The organism is Aneurinibacillus tyrosinisolvens (genome assembly GCF_001015055.1).
GTDB lineage: Bacteria > Bacillota > Bacilli > Aneurinibacillales > Aneurinibacillaceae > Aneurinibacillus_A > Aneurinibacillus_A tyrosinisolvens.
Map to the genome: position 1 here is coordinate 145,488 of NZ_BBWZ01000005.1, position 23,941 is coordinate 169,428.

The 23,941-nt window shown below is 50.6% G+C and carries 23 protein-coding genes and 1 pseudogene; 23 read left to right on the plus strand and 1 reads right to left on the minus strand.

Translation table 11 applies throughout. The features are described 5' to 3' along the window. Window positions 1–163: 163 nt before the first annotated feature. The 19 genes and pseudogenes from MBEAL2_RS06900 (at window position 164) to spoVM (ending at window position 19,559) form a co-directional block, all read left to right on the plus strand. Entirely contained in the window at window positions 164–2,914 is a 2,751-nt protein-coding gene (locus MBEAL2_RS06900) for a calcium-translocating P-type ATPase, SERCA-type (protein WP_047151585.1), read from the plus strand. Then, on the plus strand, window positions 2,911–3,753 hold the full coding sequence (gene dapF / locus MBEAL2_RS06905) for a diaminopimelate epimerase (RefSeq protein WP_047151586.1): 843 nt from the start codon (window positions 2,911–2,913) through the stop codon (window positions 3,751–3,753). Before MBEAL2_RS06900 ends, dapF begins: the two co-directional genes overlap by 4 nt. Window positions 3,754–3,806: 53 nt before the next feature. Beyond that, entirely contained in the window at window positions 3,807–4,313 is a 507-nt protein-coding gene (locus MBEAL2_RS28970) for a YicC/YloC family endoribonuclease (RefSeq protein ID WP_052947536.1), read from the plus strand. Beyond that, on the plus strand, window positions 4,307–4,684 hold the full coding sequence (locus MBEAL2_RS28975; protein WP_052947537.1) for a DUF1732 domain-containing protein: 378 nt from the start codon (window positions 4,307–4,309) through the stop codon (window positions 4,682–4,684). The genes MBEAL2_RS28970 and MBEAL2_RS28975 overlap by 7 nt, the downstream gene beginning before the upstream one ends. A 151-nt stretch (window positions 4,685–4,835) precedes the next feature. After that, window positions 4,836–5,096, plus strand: a complete 261-nt coding sequence (gene remA, locus MBEAL2_RS06915) for an extracellular matrix/biofilm regulator RemA (RefSeq protein WP_047151587.1) — start codon at window positions 4,836–4,838, stop codon at window positions 5,094–5,096. Between the two features lie 16 nt (window positions 5,097–5,112). After that, window positions 5,113–5,730, plus strand: a complete 618-nt coding sequence (gmk, locus tag MBEAL2_RS06920; RefSeq protein ID WP_047151588.1) for a guanylate kinase — start codon at window positions 5,113–5,115, stop codon at window positions 5,728–5,730. A gap of 3 nt (window positions 5,731–5,733) precedes the next feature. Next, window positions 5,734–5,931 (plus strand): DNA-directed RNA polymerase subunit omega, encoded by a 198-nt coding sequence (gene rpoZ / locus MBEAL2_RS06925; protein WP_047151589.1) that lies wholly within the window; start codon window positions 5,734–5,736, stop codon window positions 5,929–5,931. 102 nt (window positions 5,932–6,033) lie between these two features. Next, window positions 6,034–7,243: pseudogene (coaBC, locus tag MBEAL2_RS06930) on the plus strand (bifunctional phosphopantothenoylcysteine decarboxylase/phosphopantothenate--cysteine ligase CoaBC). A gap of 4 nt (window positions 7,244–7,247) precedes the next feature. Then, complete coding sequence (gene priA, locus MBEAL2_RS06935; RefSeq protein WP_047151590.1) at window positions 7,248–9,677, plus strand: primosomal protein N'; 2,430 nt, start codon at window positions 7,248–7,250, stop codon at window positions 9,675–9,677. Between the two features lie 69 nt (window positions 9,678–9,746). Further along, a complete protein-coding gene (def, locus tag MBEAL2_RS06940; RefSeq protein WP_047151591.1) occupies window positions 9,747–10,208 on the plus strand; it encodes a peptide deformylase in 462 nt (153 codons plus the stop codon). A 44-nt stretch (window positions 10,209–10,252) separates the two neighbouring features. Next, complete coding sequence (fmt, locus tag MBEAL2_RS06945; protein ID WP_047151708.1) at window positions 10,253–11,188, plus strand: methionyl-tRNA formyltransferase; 936 nt, start codon at window positions 10,253–10,255, stop codon at window positions 11,186–11,188. Continuing rightward, window positions 11,185–12,573 (plus strand): 16S rRNA (cytosine(967)-C(5))-methyltransferase RsmB, encoded by a 1,389-nt coding sequence (gene rsmB / locus MBEAL2_RS06950; protein WP_047151592.1) that lies wholly within the window; start codon window positions 11,185–11,187, stop codon window positions 12,571–12,573. Before fmt ends, rsmB begins: the two co-directional genes overlap by 4 nt. Before the next feature lie 287 nt (window positions 12,574–12,860). Continuing rightward, window positions 12,861–13,775 carry a chemotaxis protein gene (locus MBEAL2_RS06955; RefSeq protein ID WP_047151593.1) on the plus strand — a complete coding sequence of 305 codons (915 nt, stop codon included), beginning with the start codon at window positions 12,861–12,863 and terminating at the stop codon, window positions 13,773–13,775. A gap of 173 nt (window positions 13,776–13,948) precedes the next feature. Continuing rightward, entirely contained in the window at window positions 13,949–14,989 is a 1,041-nt protein-coding gene (rlmN, locus tag MBEAL2_RS06960) for a dual-specificity RNA methyltransferase RlmN (RefSeq protein WP_047151594.1), read from the plus strand. A gap of 13 nt (window positions 14,990–15,002) precedes the next feature. After that, window positions 15,003–15,746 (plus strand): Stp1/IreP family PP2C-type Ser/Thr phosphatase, encoded by a 744-nt coding sequence (locus MBEAL2_RS06965; RefSeq protein ID WP_047151595.1) that lies wholly within the window; start codon window positions 15,003–15,005, stop codon window positions 15,744–15,746. A 16-nt stretch (window positions 15,747–15,762) separates the two neighbouring features. Next, window positions 15,763–17,748: a Stk1 family PASTA domain-containing Ser/Thr kinase gene (gene pknB, locus MBEAL2_RS06970; protein WP_047151596.1), complete on the plus strand. Its 1,986-nt coding sequence runs from the start codon at window positions 15,763–15,765 to the stop codon at window positions 17,746–17,748. 14 nt (window positions 17,749–17,762) lie between these two features. Then, complete coding sequence (gene rsgA / locus MBEAL2_RS06975) at window positions 17,763–18,641, plus strand: ribosome small subunit-dependent GTPase A (protein WP_047151597.1); 879 nt, start codon at window positions 17,763–17,765, stop codon at window positions 18,639–18,641. Between the two features lie 2 nt (window positions 18,642–18,643). Further along, window positions 18,644–19,303: a ribulose-phosphate 3-epimerase gene (gene rpe, locus MBEAL2_RS06980; RefSeq protein WP_047151598.1), complete on the plus strand. Its 660-nt coding sequence runs from the start codon at window positions 18,644–18,646 to the stop codon at window positions 19,301–19,303. Window positions 19,304–19,481: 178 nt separating this feature from the next. Continuing rightward, window positions 19,482–19,559, plus strand: a complete 78-nt coding sequence (gene spoVM, locus MBEAL2_RS30050; protein WP_082129808.1) for a stage V sporulation protein SpoVM — start codon at window positions 19,482–19,484, stop codon at window positions 19,557–19,559. 196 nt (window positions 19,560–19,755) lie between these two features. Here the strand turns inward: spoVM and rpmB are convergent, their stop codons facing one another. Next, complete coding sequence (rpmB, locus tag MBEAL2_RS06985) at window positions 19,756–19,944, minus strand: 50S ribosomal protein L28 (RefSeq protein ID WP_047151599.1); 189 nt, start codon at window positions 19,942–19,944, stop codon at window positions 19,756–19,758. 228 nt (window positions 19,945–20,172) lie between these two features. Here rpmB and MBEAL2_RS06990 point away from each other — a divergent pair, with 228 nt between their 5' ends. The 4 genes from MBEAL2_RS06990 (at window position 20,173) to sdaAB (ending at window position 23,898) form a co-directional block, all read left to right on the plus strand. After that, window positions 20,173–20,535 (plus strand): Asp23/Gls24 family envelope stress response protein, encoded by a 363-nt coding sequence (locus tag MBEAL2_RS06990; protein ID WP_047151600.1) that lies wholly within the window; start codon window positions 20,173–20,175, stop codon window positions 20,533–20,535. A gap of 20 nt (window positions 20,536–20,555) precedes the next feature. Continuing rightward, window positions 20,556–22,277 carry a DAK2 domain-containing protein gene (locus tag MBEAL2_RS06995; RefSeq protein ID WP_047151709.1) on the plus strand — a complete coding sequence of 574 codons (1,722 nt, stop codon included), beginning with the start codon at window positions 20,556–20,558 and terminating at the stop codon, window positions 22,275–22,277. Window positions 22,278–22,305: 28 nt separating this feature from the next. Next, complete coding sequence (locus MBEAL2_RS07000) at window positions 22,306–23,160, plus strand: DegV family protein (protein WP_047151601.1); 855 nt, start codon at window positions 22,306–22,308, stop codon at window positions 23,158–23,160. 69 nt (window positions 23,161–23,229) lie between these two features. Further along, window positions 23,230–23,898: an L-serine ammonia-lyase, iron-sulfur-dependent subunit beta gene (sdaAB, locus tag MBEAL2_RS07005; protein WP_047151602.1), complete on the plus strand. Its 669-nt coding sequence runs from the start codon at window positions 23,230–23,232 to the stop codon at window positions 23,896–23,898. Window positions 23,899–23,941: the final 43 nt, after the last annotated feature.

Below are 23,941 nucleotides of genomic sequence, written 5' to 3' on the forward strand. Positions count from 1 at the left end.
TATAAACTTGCTTTTTGTTCTTAATTTAAGAGGATCCAGGAACAGCCTTCGCCGGACACGGTGAGGGCTATTTATTTTGGGGAAAGAAAGAGGATAGCATTTTTTACGGCTTGTCAGAATAAGTTAGCTTGGAAGGAAGGTTCGGAACAAAGGAGGAATGGACATGGATAAACAACACTACTGGTTTAGCTACACGGAAGAAGAACTGGGGCGTATTTTAAAAACCGATATGAAAAAAGGACTGTCGGCAGAAGAAGCGAAACGGCGTCTGGAGCACCTCGGAGAAAACGTGCTGGCGGACAAGAAGAAAATTTCTCCTCTTACACTCTTTCTCGCACAGTTTAAAGATTTTATGGTGCTTGTGCTGCTCGTTGCCACCCTGATTTCCGGTTTTCTCGGTGAGTATGTAGATGCTATTGCTATTATTGCCATCGTTATTATTAACGGAATTCTCGGTTTTTTTCAGGAATACCGGGCGGAACGCTCCCTTTCCGCGCTAAAAGAACTCACCGCTCCCATGGCGTATTGTATTCGTGACGGGCAGCTTGCACATATACCGGCCAAGCTTCTCGTTCCTGGTGATCTTGTGTATTTGGAAGGGGGAGACCGCATCCCGGCTGATGTCCGTTTTCTATCCGCAAACGGAGTGCATGTGGAAGAATCGGCACTAACGGGGGAGTCGGTTCCTGTTTTAAAATCGGACACCATGCTTCCCCATGAGAGAATCCCGCTGGGCGATCAGACGAACATTGGCTTTATGGGAACCCTCGTTACCGGAGGAACGGCACACGCGGTCGTATTAACGACCGGAATGATGACAGAGATGGGGAAAATTGCGGACCTGATTCAGACGACAGAAACGGTACAAACCCCGCTTCAGTTAAAGCTTGAGCAGCTCGGTAAAATATTGATCGTCGTGGCGCTGGCCCTGACAGCGCTCGTTGTCGCTACGGGGATTTTCCACGGGCAAAACGCGTACGCTATGTTCCTCGCTGGCGTCAGCCTTGCTGTCGCGGCGATCCCGGAAGGATTGCCTGCCATTGTTACCGTCGCTCTTGCCCTCGGTGTCCAGCGGATGATTAAGCGGCGGGCCATTGTCCGTAAACTGCCTTCCGTTGAAACGCTTGGCAGCGCCAGTGTTATATGCTCAGATAAGACAGGGACGCTCACGCAGAATAAAATGACGGTTACACATATTTGGCTGGAAGATGCAACCATCGAGGTGAGCGGTACCGGGTACGAGCCTGAAGGCAAGTTTTACCAGAACGGACGCCCGCTGCGGGCGCAGGCCCACGGTTCACTCTACAAAATGCTCCATCTCGGTGTTCTTTGCAATAACGCCTACCTGGAAAGGGAGACGGCGGAGAAGAAAGGCTTATTTAAAAAAGCCGAGGAAAACTGGGTTGTTACAGGGGATCCGACCGAAGGAGCCTTGCTTGTCGCCGGAGGCAAAGCCGGGCTTGAGCGGAAGATAGTGGGGGAAACATGGAAGAGAATCCGTGAATTTCCGTTTGACTCTACGCGCAAAATGATGTCCGCCGTGGTCCAGGACAGCTATGGGAAGAGCTTGCTCGTAACAAAAGGCGCCCCCGATGTTCTTCTCAGCCGCTGCACGCATATTTTATGGAATGGCAAGCCGCTGCTGCTTACGCCGACGCTTCGCCGCCAGATTATTATTGCGAATGAAGCGCTGGCGAAGAAGGCTCTCCGTGTGCTCGCCATTTCCTACCGTGATTTACGTCCCGGGGAACAGCCCGAGAATGAGCATTCGGCCGAACGGAATCTGGTGTTCGCGGGCTTGATGGGGATGATTGACCCGCCGCGCGCTGAAGTAAAACTTGCAATCAAAAAATGCAGAAACGCGGGCATCAAAACCGTCATGATTACAGGCGACCATCAGACGACGGCCGAAGCGATTGCCCAACAGCTCGGAATCCTGCCCGTGGGCGGGTTGACAGTAAATGGACAGGATTTATATAATATGTCCGATAGTGAGTTCGATTCGATTGTAGATAATGTCTATGTATATGCGCGGGTTTCACCGGAGCATAAGCTGCGCATCGTGAAGGCGCTGCAGAAGAAGGGCCATGTCGTTGCAATGACGGGCGACGGGGTGAACGACGCGCCGGCGATTAAAGCGGCGGACATCGGCATTGCTATGGGAATTACAGGAACGGATGTGACGAAGGAAGCGGCGTCGCTCGTGCTGGCTGACGATAACTTCGCGACAATTGAAGCGGCCATTGAAGAGGGGCGCACGATTTACGACAACATTCGGAAGTTTATCCGCTACCTGCTCGCCTCGAACGTTGGAGAAATCATGGTTATGTTTTTCGCGATGCTGGCAGGGCTTCCTCTCCCGCTCGTTCCGATACAAATCCTCTGGGTAAACCTGGTTACCGATGGGCTGCCGGCGCTGGCGCTCGGGATTGACCAGCCGGAGGAAGCCACGATGAAGCGCCCCCCGCGTTCCCGTAAAGAAAGCGTATTTGCACGGGGACTTGCATGGAAAATTGTTTCGCGCGGAGTGCTGATCGGTTTGGTGACGCTGCTTGCTTTCTGGATTACGTATGAAGCGCACCCGGACAACTTGGTAAGAGCTCAGACGGTTGCCTTTGCGACGCTCGTCATGGCCCAGTTGATTCATGTATTTGATTGCCGGAGTGAGGTTTCCATTTTCAGCCGCAACCCGCTGCAAAACAAATATCTTGTACTTGCCGTGCTTTCTTCGATCGTGCTCGTCGTTCCGGTTATTTACCTGCCTGTTCTCCAGCCGATTTTTAATACGGTCCCGCTAACGGTATACGAGTGGCTGTTTGTTCTTCTTATGGCCGGAATTCCTACATTTGCAACAGGCGTTTTCTCTTATCTAGGGGCAAAAACAGGCAGGAAGGAAAGGTTGGGAAAAGCTTGAATTTCACGAAAATGAATGGTTTGGGCAACGATTTTATTGTCGTTGCCCATTTTGAAACACTGCCGCCGGACGCGGGCCGGCTGGCCTCAGCAGTATGTGACCGCCATTTTGGCATCGGAGGGGATGGCCTTGTGTTTATCCTTCCTTCCAGTAAAGCGGATTTCTGTATGCGAATTATGAACGCGGACGGCTCGGAACCTGAACAGTGCGGCAATGCGATCCGCTGTGTCGCCAAGTATGTCTTCGACCACAATATGACGGATAAACAGCACCTTACGATCGAGACGCTTGCCGGCATTCAGCAGGTATGGCTCGTCGTGGAAAATGGCCGTGCCAAAGAGGTAAAAGTAGATATGGGCGCGCCGATTCTCGAAGGTTCCCGCATCCCGGTCTCCCTCCGCCAAGAACAAGTCGTTAATGAGCCTTTGGACGCCGGCGGGACCCGTTTTGCATTCACAGGTGTTTCGATGGGAAATCCGCATGCTGTTATTTTTGTGGACGACGCTCCCGGCTTTGATGTTGAAAAGTGGGGACCGCTCCTCGAAAGCAATCCGATGTTTCCCCGTAAAGCGAACGTTGAGTTCGTCTCTGTCAATTCAAACACAGATATCGATATGCGTGTATGGGAGCGGGGGTGCGGGCAGACATATGCCTGTGGGACAGGAGCCTGTGCAACCGTCGTTGCGGGCGTGCTGAACGGAAAAACCGAACGAGCCGCAACGGTTCATCTGCTCGGCGGCGATTTATATATCGAATGGAACGACCGGGACGGCCATGTCTATATGACGGGCCCTGCTGAAGAGGTGTTCACAGGGCAATGGGTAAAGCCCGGCGTGTAAACTAAAGAAGCTTTTTCTGCGTAATTCCATTACGTTGGATAGAGGTGAATGAATTGGTATATAGCATGACCGGATATGGCCGGGCGGAAAAGAAAAACGATGCCGCCCGTTTTGTCGTCGAGATGCGCTCGGTCAACCACAGGTTTAGTGAAATCGCCATCCGCATGCCGCGAGAGCTGGCTGCGCTTGAGGATCAGGTAAGAAAGTGCGTGCTTCGCCATATTAGACGCGGGCGTGTGGACGTGTTTGTTACGATGCAGCTGACGGCCCCATGCTCCGCCCTTGAGGTAAATTGGGATCTGGCCCTCCAGTATAAGAAAACAGCGGAACAACTGGCGTCCATGCTTGGGGAAAGTGAGCCGTTGTCTGTTAAGGATATGATGCTGCTTCCGGATGTTGTACGCGTCGTCGATGAGGATGTAGATGTTGCCCTGTATTCGGCGCTTCTCCTGGAGGCGGCAGAAGAATCCGCTTTGCTTCTCGCTCAAATGAGGGAAAAAGAAGGGCAGGCTCTCCGCCATGATATTTTAAACCGGCTGGATGAAATGAAAGCGTGGTAGAACAAATCAGCCGGTTTGTTCCGGAAGTTGCTTCCAATTACAGAGAACGAATTGTTTCCAGGCTGCAGGAATACATAGAAGGAAGATGCGAGCTGGATGAAGCCCGGCTCTTGAATGAAGTGGCGTTGTTTGCCGAGCGCGCCGATATTTCTGAGGAACTGACAAGGCTGCACAGCCACCTCACACAGTTCGCCCATATTGTTGAGGAGAAAGAGCCAATCGGGAGAAAGCTTGATTTTCTCGTGCAGGAATGCCATCGTGAGGTGAACACAATGGGGGCGAAGGCCAATCACCTTGAAATCAGCCGCCGCGTCGTTCTTTTAAAGGCGGAACTGGAAAAAGTGAAAGAACAGGTGCAAAATATAGAATAAAGAAGTAGAATAGTAGGTAACTGTCTGAACCCCGTACCGTACGATGGGATTTATATCTTTTCGCTTCGCGCGGGTATTAGGGCAAAATATCGTGGTAAGACTTGTGATGGGATCACCACCTTATCCCGCAAGAACAGGGGGGCGCAAAAGCATGGCCATTAAGCTGATTAATATTGGATTTGGTAATATCGTTTCAGCCAACCGCATTATCTCAATTGTTAGCCCGGAATCCGCACCCATTAAACGCATCATTCAGGAAGCGCGGGATCGTGGAATGCTTATTGATGCCACATACGGCAGGCGGACGCGCGCTGTCATTGTGACGGATAGTGATCACGTGATTCTGTCAGCTGTTCAGCCTGAGACGGTGGCCCATCGATTAACTAATAAAGATGATGATTCAGACGAATAACTAAACGGGGGATTATATGACGCAAGACAAAGGGTTATTGCTCGTCCTTTCAGGACCTTCCGGTGTAGGCAAAGGGACCGTATGTGCCGCGCTGCGGCCGCAGATGAGGGATCTTGTGTATTCGGTATCTGCGACAACGCGCGCGCCGCGCCAGGGAGAAATAGATGGGGTCAACTATTTCTTTAAGTCCAGGGATGAATTTGAGTCGATGATCGAACATGATCAAATGCTTGAGTGGGCAGAGTATGTGGGGAATTTCTATGGCACACCGCGCCAGTTTGTTGAAGAAACGCTGGAACAGGGGAAGGATGTTATTCTGGAGATTGAAGTGCAGGGCGCCCTCCAGGTAAAGGAAAAGTTTCCGGAAGGCATCTTTATTTTTCTTGCGCCCCCTGATTTGAAGGAGCTTCATTCCAGAATTACCGGGCGGGGAACGGAAACGGAAGACAGCATCCGGAACCGTATGCTCGTAGCAAGAGCTGAAATTGAGCTGATGGATTACTATAATTATGTGGTAGTGAATGATGAAGTGGAAAAAGCGTGTGAGCGCATCCAGGCGATTGTCGTCGCCGAACATTTAAAGAAGGAACGCCAGATTGCGAAATACCGCAACTGGATCGAGGAGGTATTTTAATTTATGATTTATCCATCCGTTGATGAAATGCTGCAGAAGGTAGACAGTAAGTATACGCTCGTGAGCATCGCTTCCAAGCGTGCCCGCCAGATGCGGGAAGATAACAAGTTTTTGATTGACAAGCCTGTGTCACACAAGTTCGTAGGAACAGCGCTTGAAGAGTTCAACGCAAAGAAAATTCAATTTGAAAGAATGAAATAAAGAGTAAGATTACTACATAAGAAAACGCATATCCGAACCGATGCCTACGAATGACTGGACGCGGGGATGGGATGCGTTTTTTTAGTGGGGAGTGAACGATGTATGCTTCAAGGAAAAACGATTGTTATTGGAGTTACCGGCGGAATTGCCATTTATAAGATAGCCGATCTGTGCAGTAGCTGACGCAGAAGGGGGCGCATGTATGGGTGCTCATGACGGAATCCGCAGCGCGGTTCGTCCAGCCGATTACATTCCAATCCCTTGTAAGGAATCCGGTGTTAACGGATACGTTTCAAGAACCCGATCCTTCGAAGATTTCTCATATCCATCTAGCGGACGAGGCCGATTTGTTTCTGATAGCACCTGCGACAGCCAACATGATTGGGAAGCTGGCGAACGGGATTGCGGACAATCTCATTGCAACTGTGTCGCTTGCAACGAAGGCGCCGATTTGGATTGCGCCGGCGATGAATGTCAACATGTATAACCATCCAGCCGTGCAGAAGAACATGAAGCAGCTTGCGGGATACGGGTACCGATTTATTGAGCCGGAGGAAGGGTACCTGGCCTGCGGGTGGACAGGCAAAGGCCGCCTTGCTGAGCCGCCTCACATTTTGCATGAAATTGAGTCTTACTTCGCCCTGGCAGAAAAGCAGGATTTCGCCGGGAAAAAAGTGCTTGTAACAGCGGGGGCAACGAGAGAGGCGATCGATCCGGTGCGTTTCTTTACAAATCATTCTTCCGGCAAAATGGGGTATGCGATTGCCGAGGCGCTGCGGCGCGCGGGGCGGACGTTACCCTCGTGAGCGGCAAGACAAATCTTACACCTGCGGCCGGTGTTACGCTCGTAGAGATTGAATCGGCCGAGGATATGTACCAGGCCGTTCTTGCGCGCTACGAAGAAATGAATGTGGTTATAAAGGCTGCCGCCGTAGCCGACTACCGTCCGAAAACGGTCTATGCCCAGAAAATGAAAAAGCAGCCGGGTGATTCCGTTCTCGAACTGGAGAGAACACGCGATATTCTCGCTGAGCTGGGAAAGCGCAAGACGCACCAGGTTCTCGTTGGATTCGCAGCGGAAACCGAAAACATACAGGAAAACGCTTTGCGCAAAATGGAGCGGAAAAATACAGACATGATTGTGGCGAACAATGTTACCCAGGCGGGCGCAGGGTTTGGAACCGACACGAATATCGTCACAATCTATACAAAGGATGGCCGCAGCTTTGCCCTTCCACAAATGAGCAAGGCGGACATTGCCCATAAAATTCTAGATGCAGTGGCGGGCATTTCAAAAACAGCGGGAGTGTAAAAGCATGTATGCCCGGGTTGTTGTTGATGTCCCTGTTGTCGAAACAGACCGCCCCTTCGATTATAAAATCTCCTCTGCTCTGCTTCCGTTCATCCAGGTTGGCAGCCGGGTTTCTGTTCCTTTCGGTGCCCGGAAGCTGCAGGGGTTTGTCATCGGAATCGCGCCTGCCAGTGAGGTAAAAAAAACGCGGGATATTCTCGATGTGCTTGATATAGAGCCTCCGCTCACAGAAGAAATGGTGTATCTCGCCAGAAAAATTAGCGAGCGTTATATGTGTACATACTATGCAGCGCTTCAATCGATGATTCCGGCGGTGCTGCGATCCAGCTATGAAAAGCAGGTCTCATTATTGCCGGGAACAGAAATTTACGCCGCTATCCTCCCGGAGGAGCGGGCATTTTACGAATACATCAGGAATCGCCAGCCGGTATCGTGGGGAAAACTGTTGAAAGAATTTCCGTTGGCCGGACAGTGGATCAAGGAAGGCATGGAAAACGGGCGTCTGGCAGTCGAACAGGTTGTCGGCGACCGGGTTACAAAAAAAACAATCACCGTTCTTACCCCTGCGGTTCCGCCGGAGGATCTGGAGAGGTTCAGAGAGGCGATGCCCAAATCGGCTACCCGCCAGAAGGAAATCCTTTCCCATTTTCTTCACTATTATGGCCCCATTTCCCAGCCGGAGCTGCTTTCGCTTCTTCGCATTTCCCACCAAACGGTAAAGGGACTTGTGGATAAAGGGATTCTGCACCGGGAGGAAGTAGAGAACTACCGGGATCCGTACGCGGGCAGGACTTTTAAGGCGGCTCCCAAGCATCCGTTTACCCCGCAGCAGCAGACCGTGATTGAAGGCATCGCCGAAGGCATGTCCCCCCCTGCCTATTTTCCCTGCCTGATTCACGGCGTAACAGGCAGCGGAAAAACAGAGGTTTACTTAGAAATTATGGAGCGGACGATTGCGCGGGGAAGGGAGACGATCCTGCTCGTGCCTGAGATATCGCTTACGCCGCAGATGGTCGAGCGGTTCAAAGGCCGGTTCGGGAACCAGGTAGCGGTCCTGCACAGCCGCCTGTCTCAGGGGGAGCGATACGATGAGTGGCGCAGAATTCACCGCGGGGAAGTTAAGATCGCCATCGGGGCTCGTTCCGCTATTTTTGCCCCTTTTCGCAATCTCGGCCTTATTATACTGGATGAGGAACACGAGGGTTCGTACAAGCAGGAGGAGACGCCCCGGTATCACGCCAGGACGGTTGCGCAGTACCGGGGGCTTTATCATAAAGCTGTCGTGCTGTTCGGCAGCGCTACTCCTTCGATGGAAACATATAATGAAGCGACGCGGGGGAAAATCGCTTTCTTTAAGATGACGGATCGGGTAAAAAACCGTCCGCTGCCGAAAGTGAACGTCGTGGATATGCGGGAGGAACTGCGTGCCGGAAACCGGACAATGTTCAGCAAAACATTGATGGACGGGATCAATGAGAGACTCGCCCGGAAGGAACAGATGGTCATGTTTCTGAACCGGCGCGGCTTTTCCACGTTCGTCATGTGCCGCTCCTGCGGGTTTGTCGTCCAGTGCCCGCACTGCGACATTTCGCTCACGTACCATAAGAGCAACCGCACCCTTCGCTGCCACTACTGCGGCTTTACGGAGCGTGAACCCGAGATATGCCCGGAATGCGGCAGCGAACATATCCGTTTTTTCGGTACAGGCACTCAGAAGGTAGAGGAGGAACTGGCGCGTTATTTTCCTGGAATCCGCGTCATTCGTATGGATGTAGATACGACGTCGCGAAAGGGAGCGCACGAAAGGCTGCTCCAGGATTTCCGGGAAGGCAAAGGGGATGTGCTGCTCGGTACGCAGATGATTGCAAAAGGGCTTGATTTTCCGAACGTAACGCTTGTCGGCGTCCTGGCTGCCGACAGCATGCTCAATCTGCCGGACTTCCGCGCCGCCGAGCGGACCTTCCAGCTTGTCACCCAGGTGGGCGGACGGGCGGGCCGGCACGAGAAGGAAGGGGAAGTCATTCTGCAGACATACAATACAGAGCATTACAGCATCCAGTTTGCCAGCCGGCACGATTATGAATCGTTCTTCCTTGAAGAGATTCAGCAGAGGCGGGACAAAAACTACCCGCCTTTCTGTCGGCTCGTTCTTTTTACCTTCGCACACGAAAGCGTCCCCCTGCTTATTAAAATGGCGGAAAAATTTGCGCGGCAGCTGCGCGAGGTCATTCCTCCAGGCGCTTTTCTTCTCGGGCCGGTGGCCTCTCCGATCGCCCGAATCAAAGATAGATATCGCTTTCAATGCATGATAAAATATAAAAACGATCCGCATGTCTTACCATCCATTCAAAGAATTGTCCGCGCATTTGATGAAGAACGGAAAAAGGCGGGCATGATGCTGGCGGTTGATGTTGATCCGCAAATGATGATGTAAGGCATAAGCATGCGGCAGACGAAATAGAAATACGGAAATAAGGGTTATATTACAGGAGGAAACAGGACGATGGGAATTCGCATGATTGTCAAACATCCCGATCCGGTTTTACGGGAAAAATGTAAAGCAGTAAAGAAATTTACTCCAAATCTCCATAAACTGCTGGAGGATATGGCGGAAACGATGTATGAAGCGGAAGGTGTCGGTCTTGCGGCGCCGCAGGTGGGCATTACGAAGCGCGTCGTTGTCATTGATGTAGGGGATGGGATTATCGAAATGATCAACCCTGAAATCATCGAGAAAAAGGACGAACAGTTTGGGCCTGAAGGCTGCCTGAGCATTCCCGGTTTGCTCGGTGATGTACGGCGGGCAAAATGGGTCAAAGCAAAAGCGCTTGATCGCCATGGCAACGAGATTACCGTTGAAGGGGAGGAATTGCTGGCCCGTGCTATTCAGCACGAAATTGATCATTTGAACGGTGTATTGTTCATCGATATTGCGGACAAAACATACTCGGGAAAAGAAGAATAAAACGGCACGGCACAAGGAGTTGAAAATAAGTGCGGATTGTTTTTATGGGCACCCCGGATTTCGCGGTGCCCTCTTTGCAGAAGTTAGTAAGAGAGAACTATAAGGTAGTCGCCGTTGTTACACAGCCAGACCGTCCGAAGGGCCGCAAAAAACAGCTGGCCGCCCCTCCGGTGAAAGAAGCGGCTCTATTGCTCGGCCTGCCGGTACTGCAGCCGGAGAAGCTGAAAGTAGACGGCGTGCAGGACATTCTTGCCTATGAGCCGGATCTAATCGTTACTGCGGCTTTCGGACAGATCCTTCCGAATGAATTAATCGAGTATCCGCGCTATGGCTGCATTAATGTTCACGCGTCCCTGCTGCCGGCCTACCGCGGCGGTGCGCCCATCCATAAAGCAATTATGGACGGTCAGCCGGAAACGGGCGTCACAATTATGTACATGGTGGAAAAGCTGGATGCCGGGGATATGTTAAGCCAGGTGCGTGTTCCTATCGAGGAAAGCGACACTACAGGAACGATGTTCTCGAAGCTGAGCCAGGCGGGGTGTAAGCTGCTTTTAGAAACAATTCCGAAGCTTGTTGCCGGAGAGATTACACCTCAGCCGCAGGATGAAACAAAGGTTACATACGCATGGAATATTAAAAGGGAGGACGAGCGGCTTGACTGGAACAAAACCGCCCGCGAACTGTTTAATCAGGTGCGCGGGATGAATCCGTGGCCAGTCGCCTATACCGTCATTGAGGACAACAACATGAAAATCTGGCAGGCACAGGTGCTCGAAGAAACCGGAGCAGGAGAAGAACAACCGGGTACGATTCTTGCCGTTTCGCCCGAAGGAATCGATGTGCGGACAGGCCAGGGAGTGCTCCGCCTCATTGAGATACAGCCTGCGGGTAAGAAAGCGATGCTCGTTTCTGATTATGTAAGAGGAAGCGCTATCCTTGCTCCAGGGATGCGTTTTGTGACGGAGCAGCGCCCATGAGTAAACGAAATTCGCTTCCTGAACCGGCCAATGCCCGTGAACTGGCTGTCCGCGTATTAATAGATGTCGAGGAAAAACAGGCCTACAGCAACCTTGAATTAAAGAATGCGCTTGGCAAATCAAGCCTGGATCGCAGAGATATCGGGCTTGCCACCGAACTCGTCTACGGTACGCTCAGCCGCCTGAATACGCTTGATTGGATGCTCGGAAAATTTCTCAAGCAGCCTCCGGGGAAACTGGAAGGCTGGGTCCGGAATTTGCTGCGGATTAGCTTTTATCAGATTTCTTACCTGGATCGTATTCCAGAGCGGGCCGTCGTGCATGAAGCGGTCGAAATTGCCAAGCGCTGGGGACATAAAGGTATTTCCGGAATGGTGAATGGCGTGCTGCGCACCCGTTTGCGCGAGCCGGGGAAAGTACAGGTACCGGAGTCTTTGCCTGGCGTTAAGCGCCTCTCGCTTCTGCATTCCCACCCCGAATGGATGGTTCGGGAGTGGATCGAGCAGTATGGGGCAGAGGAAACGGAGAAGATGTGCGAGGAGAACAACCGTCCTCCGGAACTAAGCCTGCGTGCGAACCGGCTTCGTGTAACAAGGGATGAATTAATCGAACAGATCCAAAAGCAGGTCACGGATGCACAGGTCCGCCCTTCTTCTATAATAGCCGAGGGAGTCATCGCGCAGGATGTAGGGAATATCGGAGAGCTGCCGGCCTATACGAGCGGCTCCTGCACGGTGCAGGACGAAAGTTCAATGCTCGTTGCGCACGCGGTGGCACCGCAGCCCGGCATGAGCGTGCTTGATCTGTGTGCCGCACCGGGCGGGAAAACAACGCACATGGCTGAGCGGATGAACAACAAGGGAAAGATTGTGGCGCTAGACCTGCACCCGCATAAAATCAAGCTGATTGAAGCGAACGCATTCCGGCTCGGCATTTCGATTATTACAGGAAAACAGGCCGATTCAAGAAAGGCGGATGAAGTCCTCCAGGGCGAAGCTTTTGACCGCGTGCTGCTCGATGCGCCGTGCACCGGCCTTGGCGTCATTCGCCGCAAGCCGGATATCAAGTGGCACAAGTGGCAGGAAGATGCGAAAGCAATTAGCGCCGTACAATACGAGCTTCTCTGTACTGCCGCCCGTCTGGTTGCGCCTGATGGCAGGCTCGTCTACAGTACGTGCACGGTGCAGGCAGAAGAGAACGAAGCGTTGATCAGGCGCTTTCTTGCTGAGCACCCGGAATGGGAAATGGACGGGGACCTTATGCTGGACATGCCGGAAGAAATAAGGCAGAAGTACGATGTGCTTAGCAGAGGGTATGTCCAGATTCTGCCGCACCATTTCCATACGGACGGCTTCTTTATTTCACGGCTTAGAAAAAGAAAATAAAGAGAGCGGCGACATATTCAAGTGTGCTGTTTTACAAAGGAAGGTGTTTGGCAAAGCGCCTTCCTTTTTGCATTAAGAAACAAAATCATGACAAAACAGCCACAAGTAGAACAGGGAAACAAAATTGTAGTAAAATATGAGCAGGTAATTTAGTATATAGAAGACGCGGATGAATATTACGATAATCCTAATGTAGCAGAAAAACTTACTGTTTAGCCGGAAGTGCTCCGGTATGGCCTTCATGATAACGAATTCAACAGACGAGTGCCTCGGGAGGAGATAATAGGATGGAAATAAGAGAGAACAAAGGGATTTTGCTGGAAAGCGGAACAAATGAACTTGAAATTATCGAGTTCGGCATCGGACAGGACAGCTTCGGGATTAACGTCATTAAAGTAAGAGAGGTCATTAATCCGCTTCCGCTGACCAGAACGCCGAAGGGCCACCCTTGCGTGATGGGAATCATTCAGCTGAGGGGCGAAGTATTGCCGGTCATTGATTTAGCGAAAGTGCTTGGCTACCCTCCTTCCGAACATCCGGGCCAGGACAAGCTCATCATTGCCGAATTGAACCAGATGAAAGTCGCGTTTCATGTCCACTCGGTGGCCCGCATTCACCGGATTTCCTGGGGGCAGATTGAGAAGCCGGATGAGTTTTCACGGGGGCTGGAGAGCAGCACGACCGGCATTATCAAAATGGATGACGAGCGCTTTATTCTGCTTGTCGATTTTGAAAAGGTCGTTGTCGACATCAGCCCTGAATCGGGGATTAACCTGGGCAGAATGAAGGAGCTTGGACCCAGGAAACGCTCGGACAAAAGGATTCTTATTGCGGAGGATTCCATGATATTGCGCCGGCTTATCCAGGAAACATTGGAGGAAGCGGGCTACGTGAACCTGACGTTCTGTCATGACGGGAGCGAGGCGTGGAATTATCTTGAGGGGCTCACCAGGGATAATGCTGATGTAACCAAGGAACTACAGCTCATTATAACGGATATTGAAATGCCGAAAATGGACGGGCATCACTTAACGAAAAGAATAAAGGAAGACAAACAGTTAAACAAGTTGCCGGTCGTTATTTTCTCTTCCCTCATAACTGATGATTTACAACATAAAGGTGCGGCGGTTGGAGCGGAAGCCCAGGTGAGCAAGCCGGAAATCGTCCAGCTTGTCAAAGTCATCGACAGTCTCGTTCTCTAAGGAAAGTATTCGCTCCGTGAAAAACGGGGTGAATACTTTTTTGGCTTTTGAAGGGTATAATGTACATAAGCGGCGGGCTGCCGCTGGCTGGCGTTATCAATTGCTGATTTTTGCGGGATAAATATGGTACAATATGATTTGAACTTTTTAAGAAAGAAATTGGTGATAAAACAATGAAACCATTTATTTACAATAAAACGATGCCTGAACTGAAAAAGTGGCTGGAAGAGAACGGGGAAAAAGCGTTTCGTGCCGGACAAATTTTTGACTGGCTGTATGTGAAGCGCGTCGATTCTTTTGCTGACATGAGCAATCTATCCAAGGCACTGCGGGAGAAACTGGAAGCAGCCTTCCGGATGGACGCATTGAAAGAAATTACCCGGCAGGAGTCAAGTGACGGGACCATTAAATTTCTCTTTTCCCTCCATGACGGGCATGCGATTGAGACCGTTATTATGCGCCACAATTACGGTAACAGCATTTGCGTAACGACACAGGTCGGCTGCCGCATCGGCTGTACGTTCTGCGCTTCGACGCTGGGCGGGTTAAAACGCGACCTGGAGCCGGGCGAGATTGTGATGCAGGTGCTTGCCGCGCAGAGAGCGCTCGATGAGCACGAGGAAAGGGCGAGTCATGTTGTGGTCATGGGGATCGGGGAACCGTTTGAAAACTATGACGCCCTGATGGCTTTCCTGCGCATTATAAACGATGACCAAGGGCTGAATATCGGCCAGCGCCACATTACGGTATCAACAAGCGGCATTATTGAGTCAATTTATCGCTTTGCGGATGAAAAAACGCAAATTAACCTGGCCATTTCCCTGCACGCTCCGAATACGGAAATTCGTTCCAAGCTTATGCCGGTTAACCGAAGGTACCCGCTCGACGAATTGATGCGCGCATGCGAGTATTACATTAAAACGACAGGGCGCCGGCTTACGTTTGAATACGGGCTGTTCGGAAAAGTAAATGATCAGCCGGAGCATGCGGAAGAACTGGTGGAACTCTTAAAAGGCCTCATGTGCCACGTGAATTTAATTCCAGTGAACTATGTTCCGGAGCGCAACTACGTCCGGACAGCTCGCAATGACATTTTCACCTTCAAAAAAATTCTCGAATCCAAGGGGATCAACGTAACGATACGCCGTGAACACGGGAGCGATATCGCTGCTGCGTGCGGCCAGCTTCGCGCCCAGCACGCTAAACAGACGTAGGGGAGAGGACGGAATGGAGTCAGCCATACAGACACATATCGGTTGTGTAAGGCAAATGAATGAGGATTCAGGCGCAATCCGCAAGTATAAAAACGGTTGGGTTCTCGCCATCGTTGCGGATGGTATGGGAGGACACCAGGCGGGTGATGTGGCAAGCCAGATGGCTGTTGATATTATTGCCGGGCAGATAGAAAAAATCACGGCTGATATGACGCCGAGCGGAATGCAGGATAAGCTTGAAGAGGCGATCCGGCTTGCCAACCACAAAATTCTGGACTACGCCCAAACGCATGAGGAATGCAGGGGAATGGGTACAACCGTAGTCATCGCTCTTATGAATGAACAGTATGGCATTCTGGCCCATATCGGGGACAGCCGGATTTATAAGTATAGCGAGCAAAAGCTCCAGCAAGTTACAAATGATCATACGCTTGTAAATGAGCTTTTGCGGAGCCAGCAAATTACACCGACGGAAGCGGCAAATCATCCGCGCCGGAATATCCTAACCCGCGCGCTGGGAACGGAACCGAGTGTGAAAGCGGACTACAGTGTACTGCACTGGGATCCGAACGACATTCTGCTCCTCTGTTCCGACGGCCTGTCCGGAAAAATAAGCAGCGATGAAATAACAAACATATTACAGGACGGTTCCCTCGAGGATATGGTGAACAGGTTGATTTCCTGTTCACTAAAAGCCGGAGGAGAAGACAATATTACTGTCATTCTCCTGCGTAATGCATCGGGGTATACAGGATGAAAGGGGGAGCCTTCTGATGATTGGAAAGAGAATCGGTAGTCGTTACGATATTGAAGAGCGGATTGGCGAGGGCGGTATGGCCGTCGTTTACCGTGCTCGTGATATATTGTTGAACCGTACCGTAGCTTTAAAAGTGCTGCGCTCCCAATTTGGCAATGACGATGACTTTATCGCGCGCTTTCATCGAGAAGCACAGGCAGCGGCGAGTCTGTCCCACCCGAATGTCGTAAATATTTATGATCTTGGCCAGGAAGAAGATATTTACTACATCGTAATGGAGTATGTAGAGGGAAAGACGCTGAAAAAATATATTAACGAAAGCGCCCCGCTTGATGTAAAAGAAGCGGTTGAGATTGCGATTCAAATCTGTGATGCGCTTGACCACGCACACACAAACGAACTCATTCATAGAGACATCAAACCGCATAACATTCTTATAAATAAACACGGGCGTATTAAGGTTACTGATTTTGGCATTGCACGGGCCGTTTCATCCGTCACGATCACGCATACCGGTTCGGTGCTCGGGTCTGTTCACTATTTCTCGCCTGAGCAGGCGAAGGGAGTCATGGCAGGCGCGAAATCGGATTTGTATTCACTTGGTATCGTTATATACGAGATGCTGACAGGAGAACTGCCGTTTTCCGGAGACTCTCCAATTAGTGTTGCTCTGAAGCACCTGCAGGAGCCATACATACCTCCGCGCAAGCTGCGCCCGGAAATTCCGCAAAGCATTGAGAATATTATTACCCGCGCGCTGGCAAAAGAACCGATGTACAGGTACGAATCCGCGCATGAAATGCTTCTGGATTTACGCACATGCCTTTCTCCCGACAGGAAAAATGAGGCTGTCTATGTTCTTCCGGAGAAATATGAGGAGGAGGAAGACGCCCAAATTACCCGCGTTATCCCTGCTATTAAACCGGAAATGCTGCGGAGGCGGTCATGGAGTGATGATGAAGTAGTGTCAGCTGAGGAGGCAGGAAACATCGGGGGCCAGCCGGAAGATCAGGCGGATGAAAATGAGGAATCCAGGGACCGAAAGGCAAAGCGTTCTTTGAAGAAGGCCCTGCTATGGACGACCGGGATTTGTCTATTCCTGGTGCTGGTGGGCGCAGGCATTTTTTACGCCACAACGCTCTTTAAAGTCCCTGACGTCAAGGTTCCCTCGGTCCAAAACATGGCGCTGGATCAGGCGAGAAAAACGCTGGAAGATGCCAAATTGAAGCCGGTCATTCAGCAGCAGTACAATAAAGATGTAGCGGCAGGGCACGTGATTAAACAAACACCGCCGGCGAATATCCTGGTGAAGGAAAACACGGAGGTCCAGCTGTTCGTCAGCCAGGGAAAACAAAAAATCGCTATGTCGGGTTATGTTGGAAAAAAACTGGGTGATATAGAAGGCGAGCTGCAGACAAAATACAAAAGCTATACAACGGACGAGATAAGTAATGACGAGCAGCCGGCAGGTACGGTATTAGAGCAAAACCCACCGGCCGGCACCGAGATTGCTCCGGATGAGACCGAGGTAAAGCTTGTCGTAAGCAAAGGAAAGGAAAAAGTTGTCATGCCTCAGCTTGTAGGGTTTACGGAACAGGAAGCGCAGGCGAAACTGGATCGGAACAACCTGCAGGTTGAGATTTCAAGAAAACCGAGCTATCAGCCTGAAGGGACGGTCCTTTCCCAGTCGTATCCGACAGGCGAACGTGTTACAAAAGGTACGACGGTAAGAATTGAAGTAAGCTCCGGGCTTCCGGGTGAAGCGAAAAGCGTAAAGGCGACGGTTGATGTGTATCTGAATCAAGGTGAAAAGGCAACCATTGAAATTAAAGTTTCAGATGCGAGAGGAGACAATCACACGGCAGGGAAGTATCCGATCGACAAAAGCATGCAGTTCTCCATTCCGTGTGTCGTATCACCGCAAAAAGACGCAGTAATTGAGGTATACAGGGATGGGACATTGATCGAACAAAAGCAGGTCAAATATAGCGATTACCAGTAGAAGGGAGGGGTGTCATGCCGCAGGGCCGTATTGTTAAAGCGCTGGCAGGTTACTATTATGTTCAAGACGGAGAAGCGTACTGGCAGTGCCGGGCGCGGGGCGTTTTCAAGAAAAGGGGGATTACTCCCCTGGTCGGCGATGAAGTGCTGTACGAAGCGGCAGGCAAAACGGACGGAGTTGTTACAGAAGTTCTGCCGCGGACGAGTGAACTCATTCGGCCGCAGATTGCCAATGTTGATCAGGCGATTCTTGTTTTCTCGCTTGCGGAACCGAATTTTAGCCCCCAGCTGCTCGATAAATTTCTCGTTCACACCGAGGCGGCGGGAATCGAAGCGGTCATTTGCCTTACAAAGGCGGACCTTCAGCCTGATGAGGAAAAAGTCGCTCAAATTCGCAAGGAATATAAAACGATTGGTTACCCGGTTATTGTCACCAGTTCGAAGGGCAAGAACGGAATCGAAGCCATCCGTGACCACCTCATCGGGCATCTTTCTGTTTTTTCCGGGCAGTCCGGTGTGGGAAAGTCTTCTCTTCTTAATGCGCTGTTCAGTGATCTAGAGCTTGAAACAGCACCGATTAGCCATAAGCTAGGAAGAGGAAAGCATACGACCCGCCATGTAGAATTGATTTATTTACCTAACGGCGGATGGGTCGCCGATACGCCTGGATTCAGTTCGCTTGATTTCCAATCGATCGAAGCGAATGACCTTAGCCATTATTTTAAGGAGATGAGAGAGCGTTCCGGAAACTGTAAATTCCGGGGCTGCCACCATATAAACGAACCCGGATGCGCAGTGCGCAGCGCGCTTGATAAGGGAGAAATTATGCGGTCCCGCTATAAGCATTATGTACAGTTTTTGCAGGAGATTAAAGACAGAAAGCCGAGGTATTAAGGATGGTAAAAATCGCACCTTCGATTCTTTCAGCCGATTTTTCGAAGCTGGGGGAAGAAATAAAAGAAGTAGAAAAGGGCGGAGCAGACTGGATCCACGTTGATGTTATGGACGGTCATTTCGTGCCGAATATTACGATTGGACCTCTTGTTGTTAAAGCGATCCGCCCCCATACCGGGCTTCCCCTTGATGTCCACCTTATGATTGAAAATCCGGATTTCTATATTCCTGAATTCGCCAAAAGCGGTGCCGATATGATTACGGTTCACCAGGAGGCCTGTGTGCATCTTCACCGGACGCTTTACCATATTAAGGACCAGGGGATAAAAGCGGCGGTTTCCCTAAACCCGGCGACACCGGTGGAGACACTGCAGCATGTGCTTGCCGATCTGGACATGGTTCTTCTGATGTCGGTTAACCCCGGATTTGGCGGGCAAAAATTTATTCCGGAAGTGCTGGCAAAAATTAAAAAACTAAAGGGAATGCTCAAGGAGCACGGGCTTGAAAATAAAGTGGAAATTCAAATCGACGGAGGCATCAACGCGCAGACAGCCGCCCTTGTGACAGAAGCGGGAGCGACGTGCCTGGTGGCCGGAAACGCGGTGTTCGGACAGGCAGACAGGGCAAAGGCAATTCACGAGATTAAACAGGCGTGTCAATAAGAGGCTTCGTTACCTGGATGGCAGAATTCCCTGCTGCTCAGGTTTTTTTATTACATACTATGAAGGGTAAAAGCATATGTTAGACCGAATGCATAGGATAGTATGTAAGATTAATACACATGTATGGAGCTCGGATGAATATACTAAATTAACTGTACGTGAATGAGGAGGGGTCATCATGCGGTTTTATACGATTAAATTACCGAGGTTTTTGGGGGGGCTGATTCGGGCGATTTTGGGAGGGGGCAAGCGGTAACGTGGTTCATAACATAAAGAAAACTTGGCTAGCGCCAAGCCGCAGGTGCTGGCGGTAGCCTTAGTTGCCCTTATGTAGATTAAGAAAGTATAACTTTCTTATCTACTAAAAAAGCACCGCAAAGGGTGCTTTTTTGGCGTATAAGAAAGAATAAAGCTTTCTTATACGCCAAGTTCCACGGAGGCATCCGCTATCACTAAACGCGGGTAACCAAACCGGATTTTAATGCTTTTGTGCTCACGTAAACGCGTTTTGGTTTACCATCAACCAGAATGCGTACTTTTTGAACGTTAACACCCCAGGTGCGCTTATTCGCACGGTTGGAGTGGCTTCTGCTGTTGCCGCTCTTTGCTCGTTTGCCAGTTACATAACATACACGTGCCATTTATTTCACCTCCCCTGTGAGATGAAGTCATTCAATTTGACTCTCATAACATACTCAAGTATGATATCATACGTATTTTAATAAAGCAATAGCGGTGTCAATAAGTTATCCTTTACATAGAATTTACCGGCATCCTTTAAAAACCATTCCCGTTGTAGTAAAATGATGGGGAGTTTAGGTACATACGGTGAGCGGCATTGGGGCAAATCGATAAAGGGAGGCAATGATATGAGCATTCAAATTAGCACGGAACTTGGAACGATAGAAGTAGAAGAGCAAGTGGTTGCTACGCTTGCCGGTGCGGTAGCTATGGAATGCTACGGCCTAATCGGAATGTCATCAAGACGGACGATGAAGGATGGCATTGCCGACATTCTGCGGAGGGAGAATTTATCCCGTGGGGTAGAAGTACGTAAACAGGATGGCATGGTCTTGATTGATCTTTATATTATTGTGAGCTATGGAACGAAAATATCCGAAGTCGCCCATATTGTTCAAGAGCGGGTAAAGTATGCGTTAGACCAGCAGTTGGGACTGGCAGTGGACCGTGTGAATATTTATGTGCAGGGTGTTCGTGAAGTGGGCACCTAGTTGGGGGGAATTTATAGGTGATGAATAGAATGTTGACGGGACAGGATCTGCGTCAAATGTATATAATGGGCGCGCAGCGCCTTGAAAAACATGTGAATAGGGTAGACGCCCTCAACGTATTTCCGGTGCCTGATGGTGATACGGGTACAAATATGAACTTAACCATTCAGTCCGGTGTTGAGGAACTGCGCAGGTCGAAGGAAGAAACAGCAGAGAAGGTCGCGGCTGTTTTTTCGCGCGGCCTCCTTATGGGCGCCAGGGGAAATTCCGGAGTTATTCTTTCCCAGCTTTTCCGGGGCTTTGCGAAAGGGCTGTCGGGCTTACAGGAAGTGGACGGAAGGCAGCTTGCCGAATCGTTTCAGCACGGGGTAGAAATGGCGTATAAAGCGGTCATGAAACCGGTAGAAGGAACGATTCTTACCGTAGCCAGAGAGGCGGCTGCGGCTGCGAAAAGAGCTGCGCGCGGAGCCAGCCCTGCAGAAGTAATCGAAGCGCTTGTGCACGAAGCAAGAAAGGCGCTGGACAATACGCCAAACCAGCTCCCTGTGCTAAAAGAAGTAGGGGTTGTCGACTCAGGCGGCCAGGGGCTTGTCTATATATATGAAGGATTTCTTTATGCACTGAAGGAAGGAATTGTACCGGAGGAAACCGGGGAACCGGAAGCGGTATCTGAGGCGGATTTAACGTTCGGACAAGCGCGCGAAGAAATCCATCACATTGTAAACCCGGCGGACATCCAGCACGGGTATTGTACTGAATTCATGGTTCACCTTTCACCCGCAATGGACTTTAGCGAGGTAGAATTCCGGGAAAAAATCAGTTCGTACGGGGACTCTCTTCTGGTTGTTTCGGATGACGACCTTGTAAAAGTCCACATTCACGCGGAAGAGCCCGGCGATGTGCTTACATTTGCGCACAAATTCGGGTTGCTCGACCGGATAAAAATAGAAAATATGCGGCTGCAGCACAAAGAAGTATTGAGAAAGCAGGAAGAAAGGCGGCAGCATGCCTCCGAGGTGGAAGAGATGACAGAAGTTATCTCTACGGAGCCGAGTTCACTCCCTCCACAGCCCGGGCAGCCACGCGCGCCATACAGCATTATCGGGGTTGTTAGCGGCAAAGGAATCGAAGACATTTTCCGCAGCCTGGGCGTCGACACTGTTATCAAAGGCGGCCAGACAATGAATCCGAGCACCGAGCAATTCGTGAAAGCCATCGAATCATGCAAGGCTGAGAGGGTGCTCATTCTACCGAACAATAAAAATATCATTATGGCAGCAGAACAGGCAGCACAGCTGGTAGACATTCCGGTTGCGGTCATTCCTTCAAAAACCGTGCCGCAGGGAATGTCGGCCATGCTATCCTTCGACCCGGCCTCTTCACTCGATGACAATAAGGAAAAAATGTCTGCCTCGCTGGCGTACGTCAAAACCGGACAGGTTACGTACGCGGTCAGGGATACGACGATGAATGACCTTACCATCCGGGAAGGAGATTATATCGGGATTTCTGACGGGGAAATCGTAGCTTCGGGCTCCGATCGCTGCGCGGTGGCGGAGCAGCTCCTGGGCAGCATGACGGAGGACGGCGGGGAGCTGATTACCGTGCTATACGGCGAGGGTGTCAAAGAGGCGGAAATGGATGGGCTTGAACAGAAGCTGCGTGCGGATTATACATCATATGAGGTTGAAATTCATAACGGAGGACAGCCTCTGTACTCCTTTATTATTTCTGTTGAATAACCGAATGAAAGCCGGGAGGGGAAACAGGATGAGACTACGTATTGTAACGGACAGTACGGCGGACATACCAAAAGAATTGGCACAAGAGCTTAATATTGATGTTGTCCCTTTAAAGGTGAATATTGAAGACAAGACGTACCTGGACGGAATAACGCTGACGACCGATGAGTTTTACGAAAAACTCCAGCGGGTGCAGAAGCTCCCTACTACGTCCCAGCCGTCGCCGATCGATTTTACCGACACGTATGAAAGGATCGCCGCTGAGGGAGAGGATATCGAGATTATTTCCATCCACCTATCCGGAGCGCTGAGCGGAACATACCAGACAGCGACCATCGCCAGAGACATGGTGGAGGATAAAGTGAAAGTCCATGTCGTCAACAGCCGAACCGCTTCCTACGCACTTGGCGCGATTGTTGTAGCGGTAGCCCGGGCGGCTAAGGAAGGAAAAAGCCTGCAGCAGTGCCTTGATCTCGCCCAGCGAATCAGCGCTACCCGCAAGGAGTTTTTCGTGATGGATACCCTGATGTATTTGCAGAAGGGCGGCCGCATCGGGAAAGCATCCGCTGTGCTCGGCTCCCTGCTGAACGTGAAACCGATTTTGACGTTCGATGAAACAGGCGAGGTTACCCCGGTGGAGAAAATCCGCGGCAAAAAGAAAGCGGTCTCCCGTATTGTCGAGCTTTGTAAAGAATACGCCGGAAGCGCTCCGGTTGTTGCCGCTGTCATCCATACGACAACGGAGGACGAGGCGCTTGTGCTTAAGGAGCAGGTGGAGAACGAGTTTACACTGGCACAGGACGTTCTTGTAACCCAGCTTGGACCCGTAATTGGCACATACGGAGGGCCCGGATTGCTGGCAGTAACGATGTATAAAGTATAATATAGAAATATACTCTTCATTCCTATCAGATGCTTTGATAGGAATGTTTTACTGTGAGGGGAAAAGGCAATGAAATACCGTACCGTTTTTGATATTATCGGACCTGTTATGATCGGTCCTTCAAGTTCCCATACGGCAGGTGCGGCAAGAATCGGCAGGGTTGCCCGCACCATTTTTGCCAGGCAGCCTGATAAAGTAGAGATTACCTTTTACGGTTCTTTTGCCAAAACACATAAAGGGCATGGAACCGATATCGCCATCGTGGGCGGAGTGCTTGATTTTGACACGTTTGACAAACGAATTGTCGACTCGCTTGCCATCGCTGATGAGCAGGGGGTAGAAGTGGTATTTCGCATTGATGATGAAGAAACACCGGAGCATCCGAATACAGCGCGTGTAAAGCTTACGGACAAAGCGGGAAACATGCTGGAAATTGTCGGAATTTCCATTGGAGGCGGCAAAATAGAAATTATCGAAATCAATGGCTTTAAGCTGAAGCTCTCCGGTAATTCTCCCACCCTGCTCGTTTTGCATGAGGATCGGTTTGGGATGGTTGCGGGTGTATCGAATGTTTTAACGAAGTACCAGATTAATATCGGGGCGATGGAAATGGCAAGGAGAGCGAAGGGGAGTGAGGCGCTTATGGTTATTGAAACCGACCAGGAGCTTCCGGAAAAGCTTGTGCAGGAGATTGAATCCATGCCGTATATTTTAAGTGCTTCCGTCGTGTTGCCGTAATCTCCCCGCCTAAGGCTTGCAGCAGGATAAAAACAGGAAGGGA

Excerpts from the sequence above, each read along its gene's own strand:
- spoVM (WP_082129808.1), top strand. The coding sequence starts at position 19,482 with ATGCGGTTTTATACGATTAAATTACCGAGGTTTTTGGGGGGGCTGATT.
- fmt (WP_047151708.1), top strand. The coding sequence starts at position 10,253 with ATGGGCACCCCGGATTTCGCGGTGCCCTCTTTGCAGAAGTTAGTAAGA.
- rpmB (WP_047151599.1), bottom strand. The coding sequence starts at position 19,944 with ATGGCACGTGTATGTTATGTAACTGGCAAACGAGCAAAGAGCGGCAAC.
- rpoZ (WP_047151589.1), top strand. The coding sequence starts at position 5,734 with ATGATTTATCCATCCGTTGATGAAATGCTGCAGAAGGTAGACAGTAAG.
- MBEAL2_RS06955 (WP_047151593.1), top strand. The coding sequence starts at position 12,861 with ATGGAAATAAGAGAGAACAAAGGGATTTTGCTGGAAAGCGGAACAAAT.
- remA (WP_047151587.1), top strand. The coding sequence starts at position 4,836 with ATGGCCATTAAGCTGATTAATATTGGATTTGGTAATATCGTTTCAGCC.
- rsgA (WP_047151597.1), top strand. The coding sequence starts at position 17,763 with ATGCCGCAGGGCCGTATTGTTAAAGCGCTGGCAGGTTACTATTATGTT.
- pknB (WP_047151596.1), top strand. The coding sequence starts at position 15,763 with ATGATTGGAAAGAGAATCGGTAGTCGTTACGATATTGAAGAGCGGATT.
- def (WP_047151591.1), top strand. The coding sequence starts at position 9,747 with ATGGGAATTCGCATGATTGTCAAACATCCCGATCCGGTTTTACGGGAA.
- gmk (WP_047151588.1), top strand. The coding sequence starts at position 5,113 with ATGACGCAAGACAAAGGGTTATTGCTCGTCCTTTCAGGACCTTCCGGT.
- sdaAB (WP_047151602.1), top strand. The coding sequence starts at position 23,230 with ATGAAATACCGTACCGTTTTTGATATTATCGGACCTGTTATGATCGGT.
- rpe (WP_047151598.1), top strand. The coding sequence starts at position 18,644 with ATGGTAAAAATCGCACCTTCGATTCTTTCAGCCGATTTTTCGAAGCTG.
- MBEAL2_RS06900 (WP_047151585.1), top strand. The coding sequence starts at position 164 with ATGGATAAACAACACTACTGGTTTAGCTACACGGAAGAAGAACTGGGG.
- rsmB (WP_047151592.1), top strand. The coding sequence starts at position 11,185 with ATGAGTAAACGAAATTCGCTTCCTGAACCGGCCAATGCCCGTGAACTG.
- rlmN (WP_047151594.1), top strand. The coding sequence starts at position 13,949 with ATGAAACCATTTATTTACAATAAAACGATGCCTGAACTGAAAAAGTGG.
- priA (WP_047151590.1), top strand. The coding sequence starts at position 7,248 with ATGTATGCCCGGGTTGTTGTTGATGTCCCTGTTGTCGAAACAGACCGC.
- MBEAL2_RS06995 (WP_047151709.1), top strand. The coding sequence starts at position 20,556 with ATGAATAGAATGTTGACGGGACAGGATCTGCGTCAAATGTATATAATG.
- MBEAL2_RS06990 (WP_047151600.1), top strand. The coding sequence starts at position 20,173 with ATGAGCATTCAAATTAGCACGGAACTTGGAACGATAGAAGTAGAAGAG.
- MBEAL2_RS07000 (WP_047151601.1), top strand. The coding sequence starts at position 22,306 with ATGAGACTACGTATTGTAACGGACAGTACGGCGGACATACCAAAAGAA.
- MBEAL2_RS06965 (WP_047151595.1), top strand. The coding sequence starts at position 15,003 with ATGGAGTCAGCCATACAGACACATATCGGTTGTGTAAGGCAAATGAAT.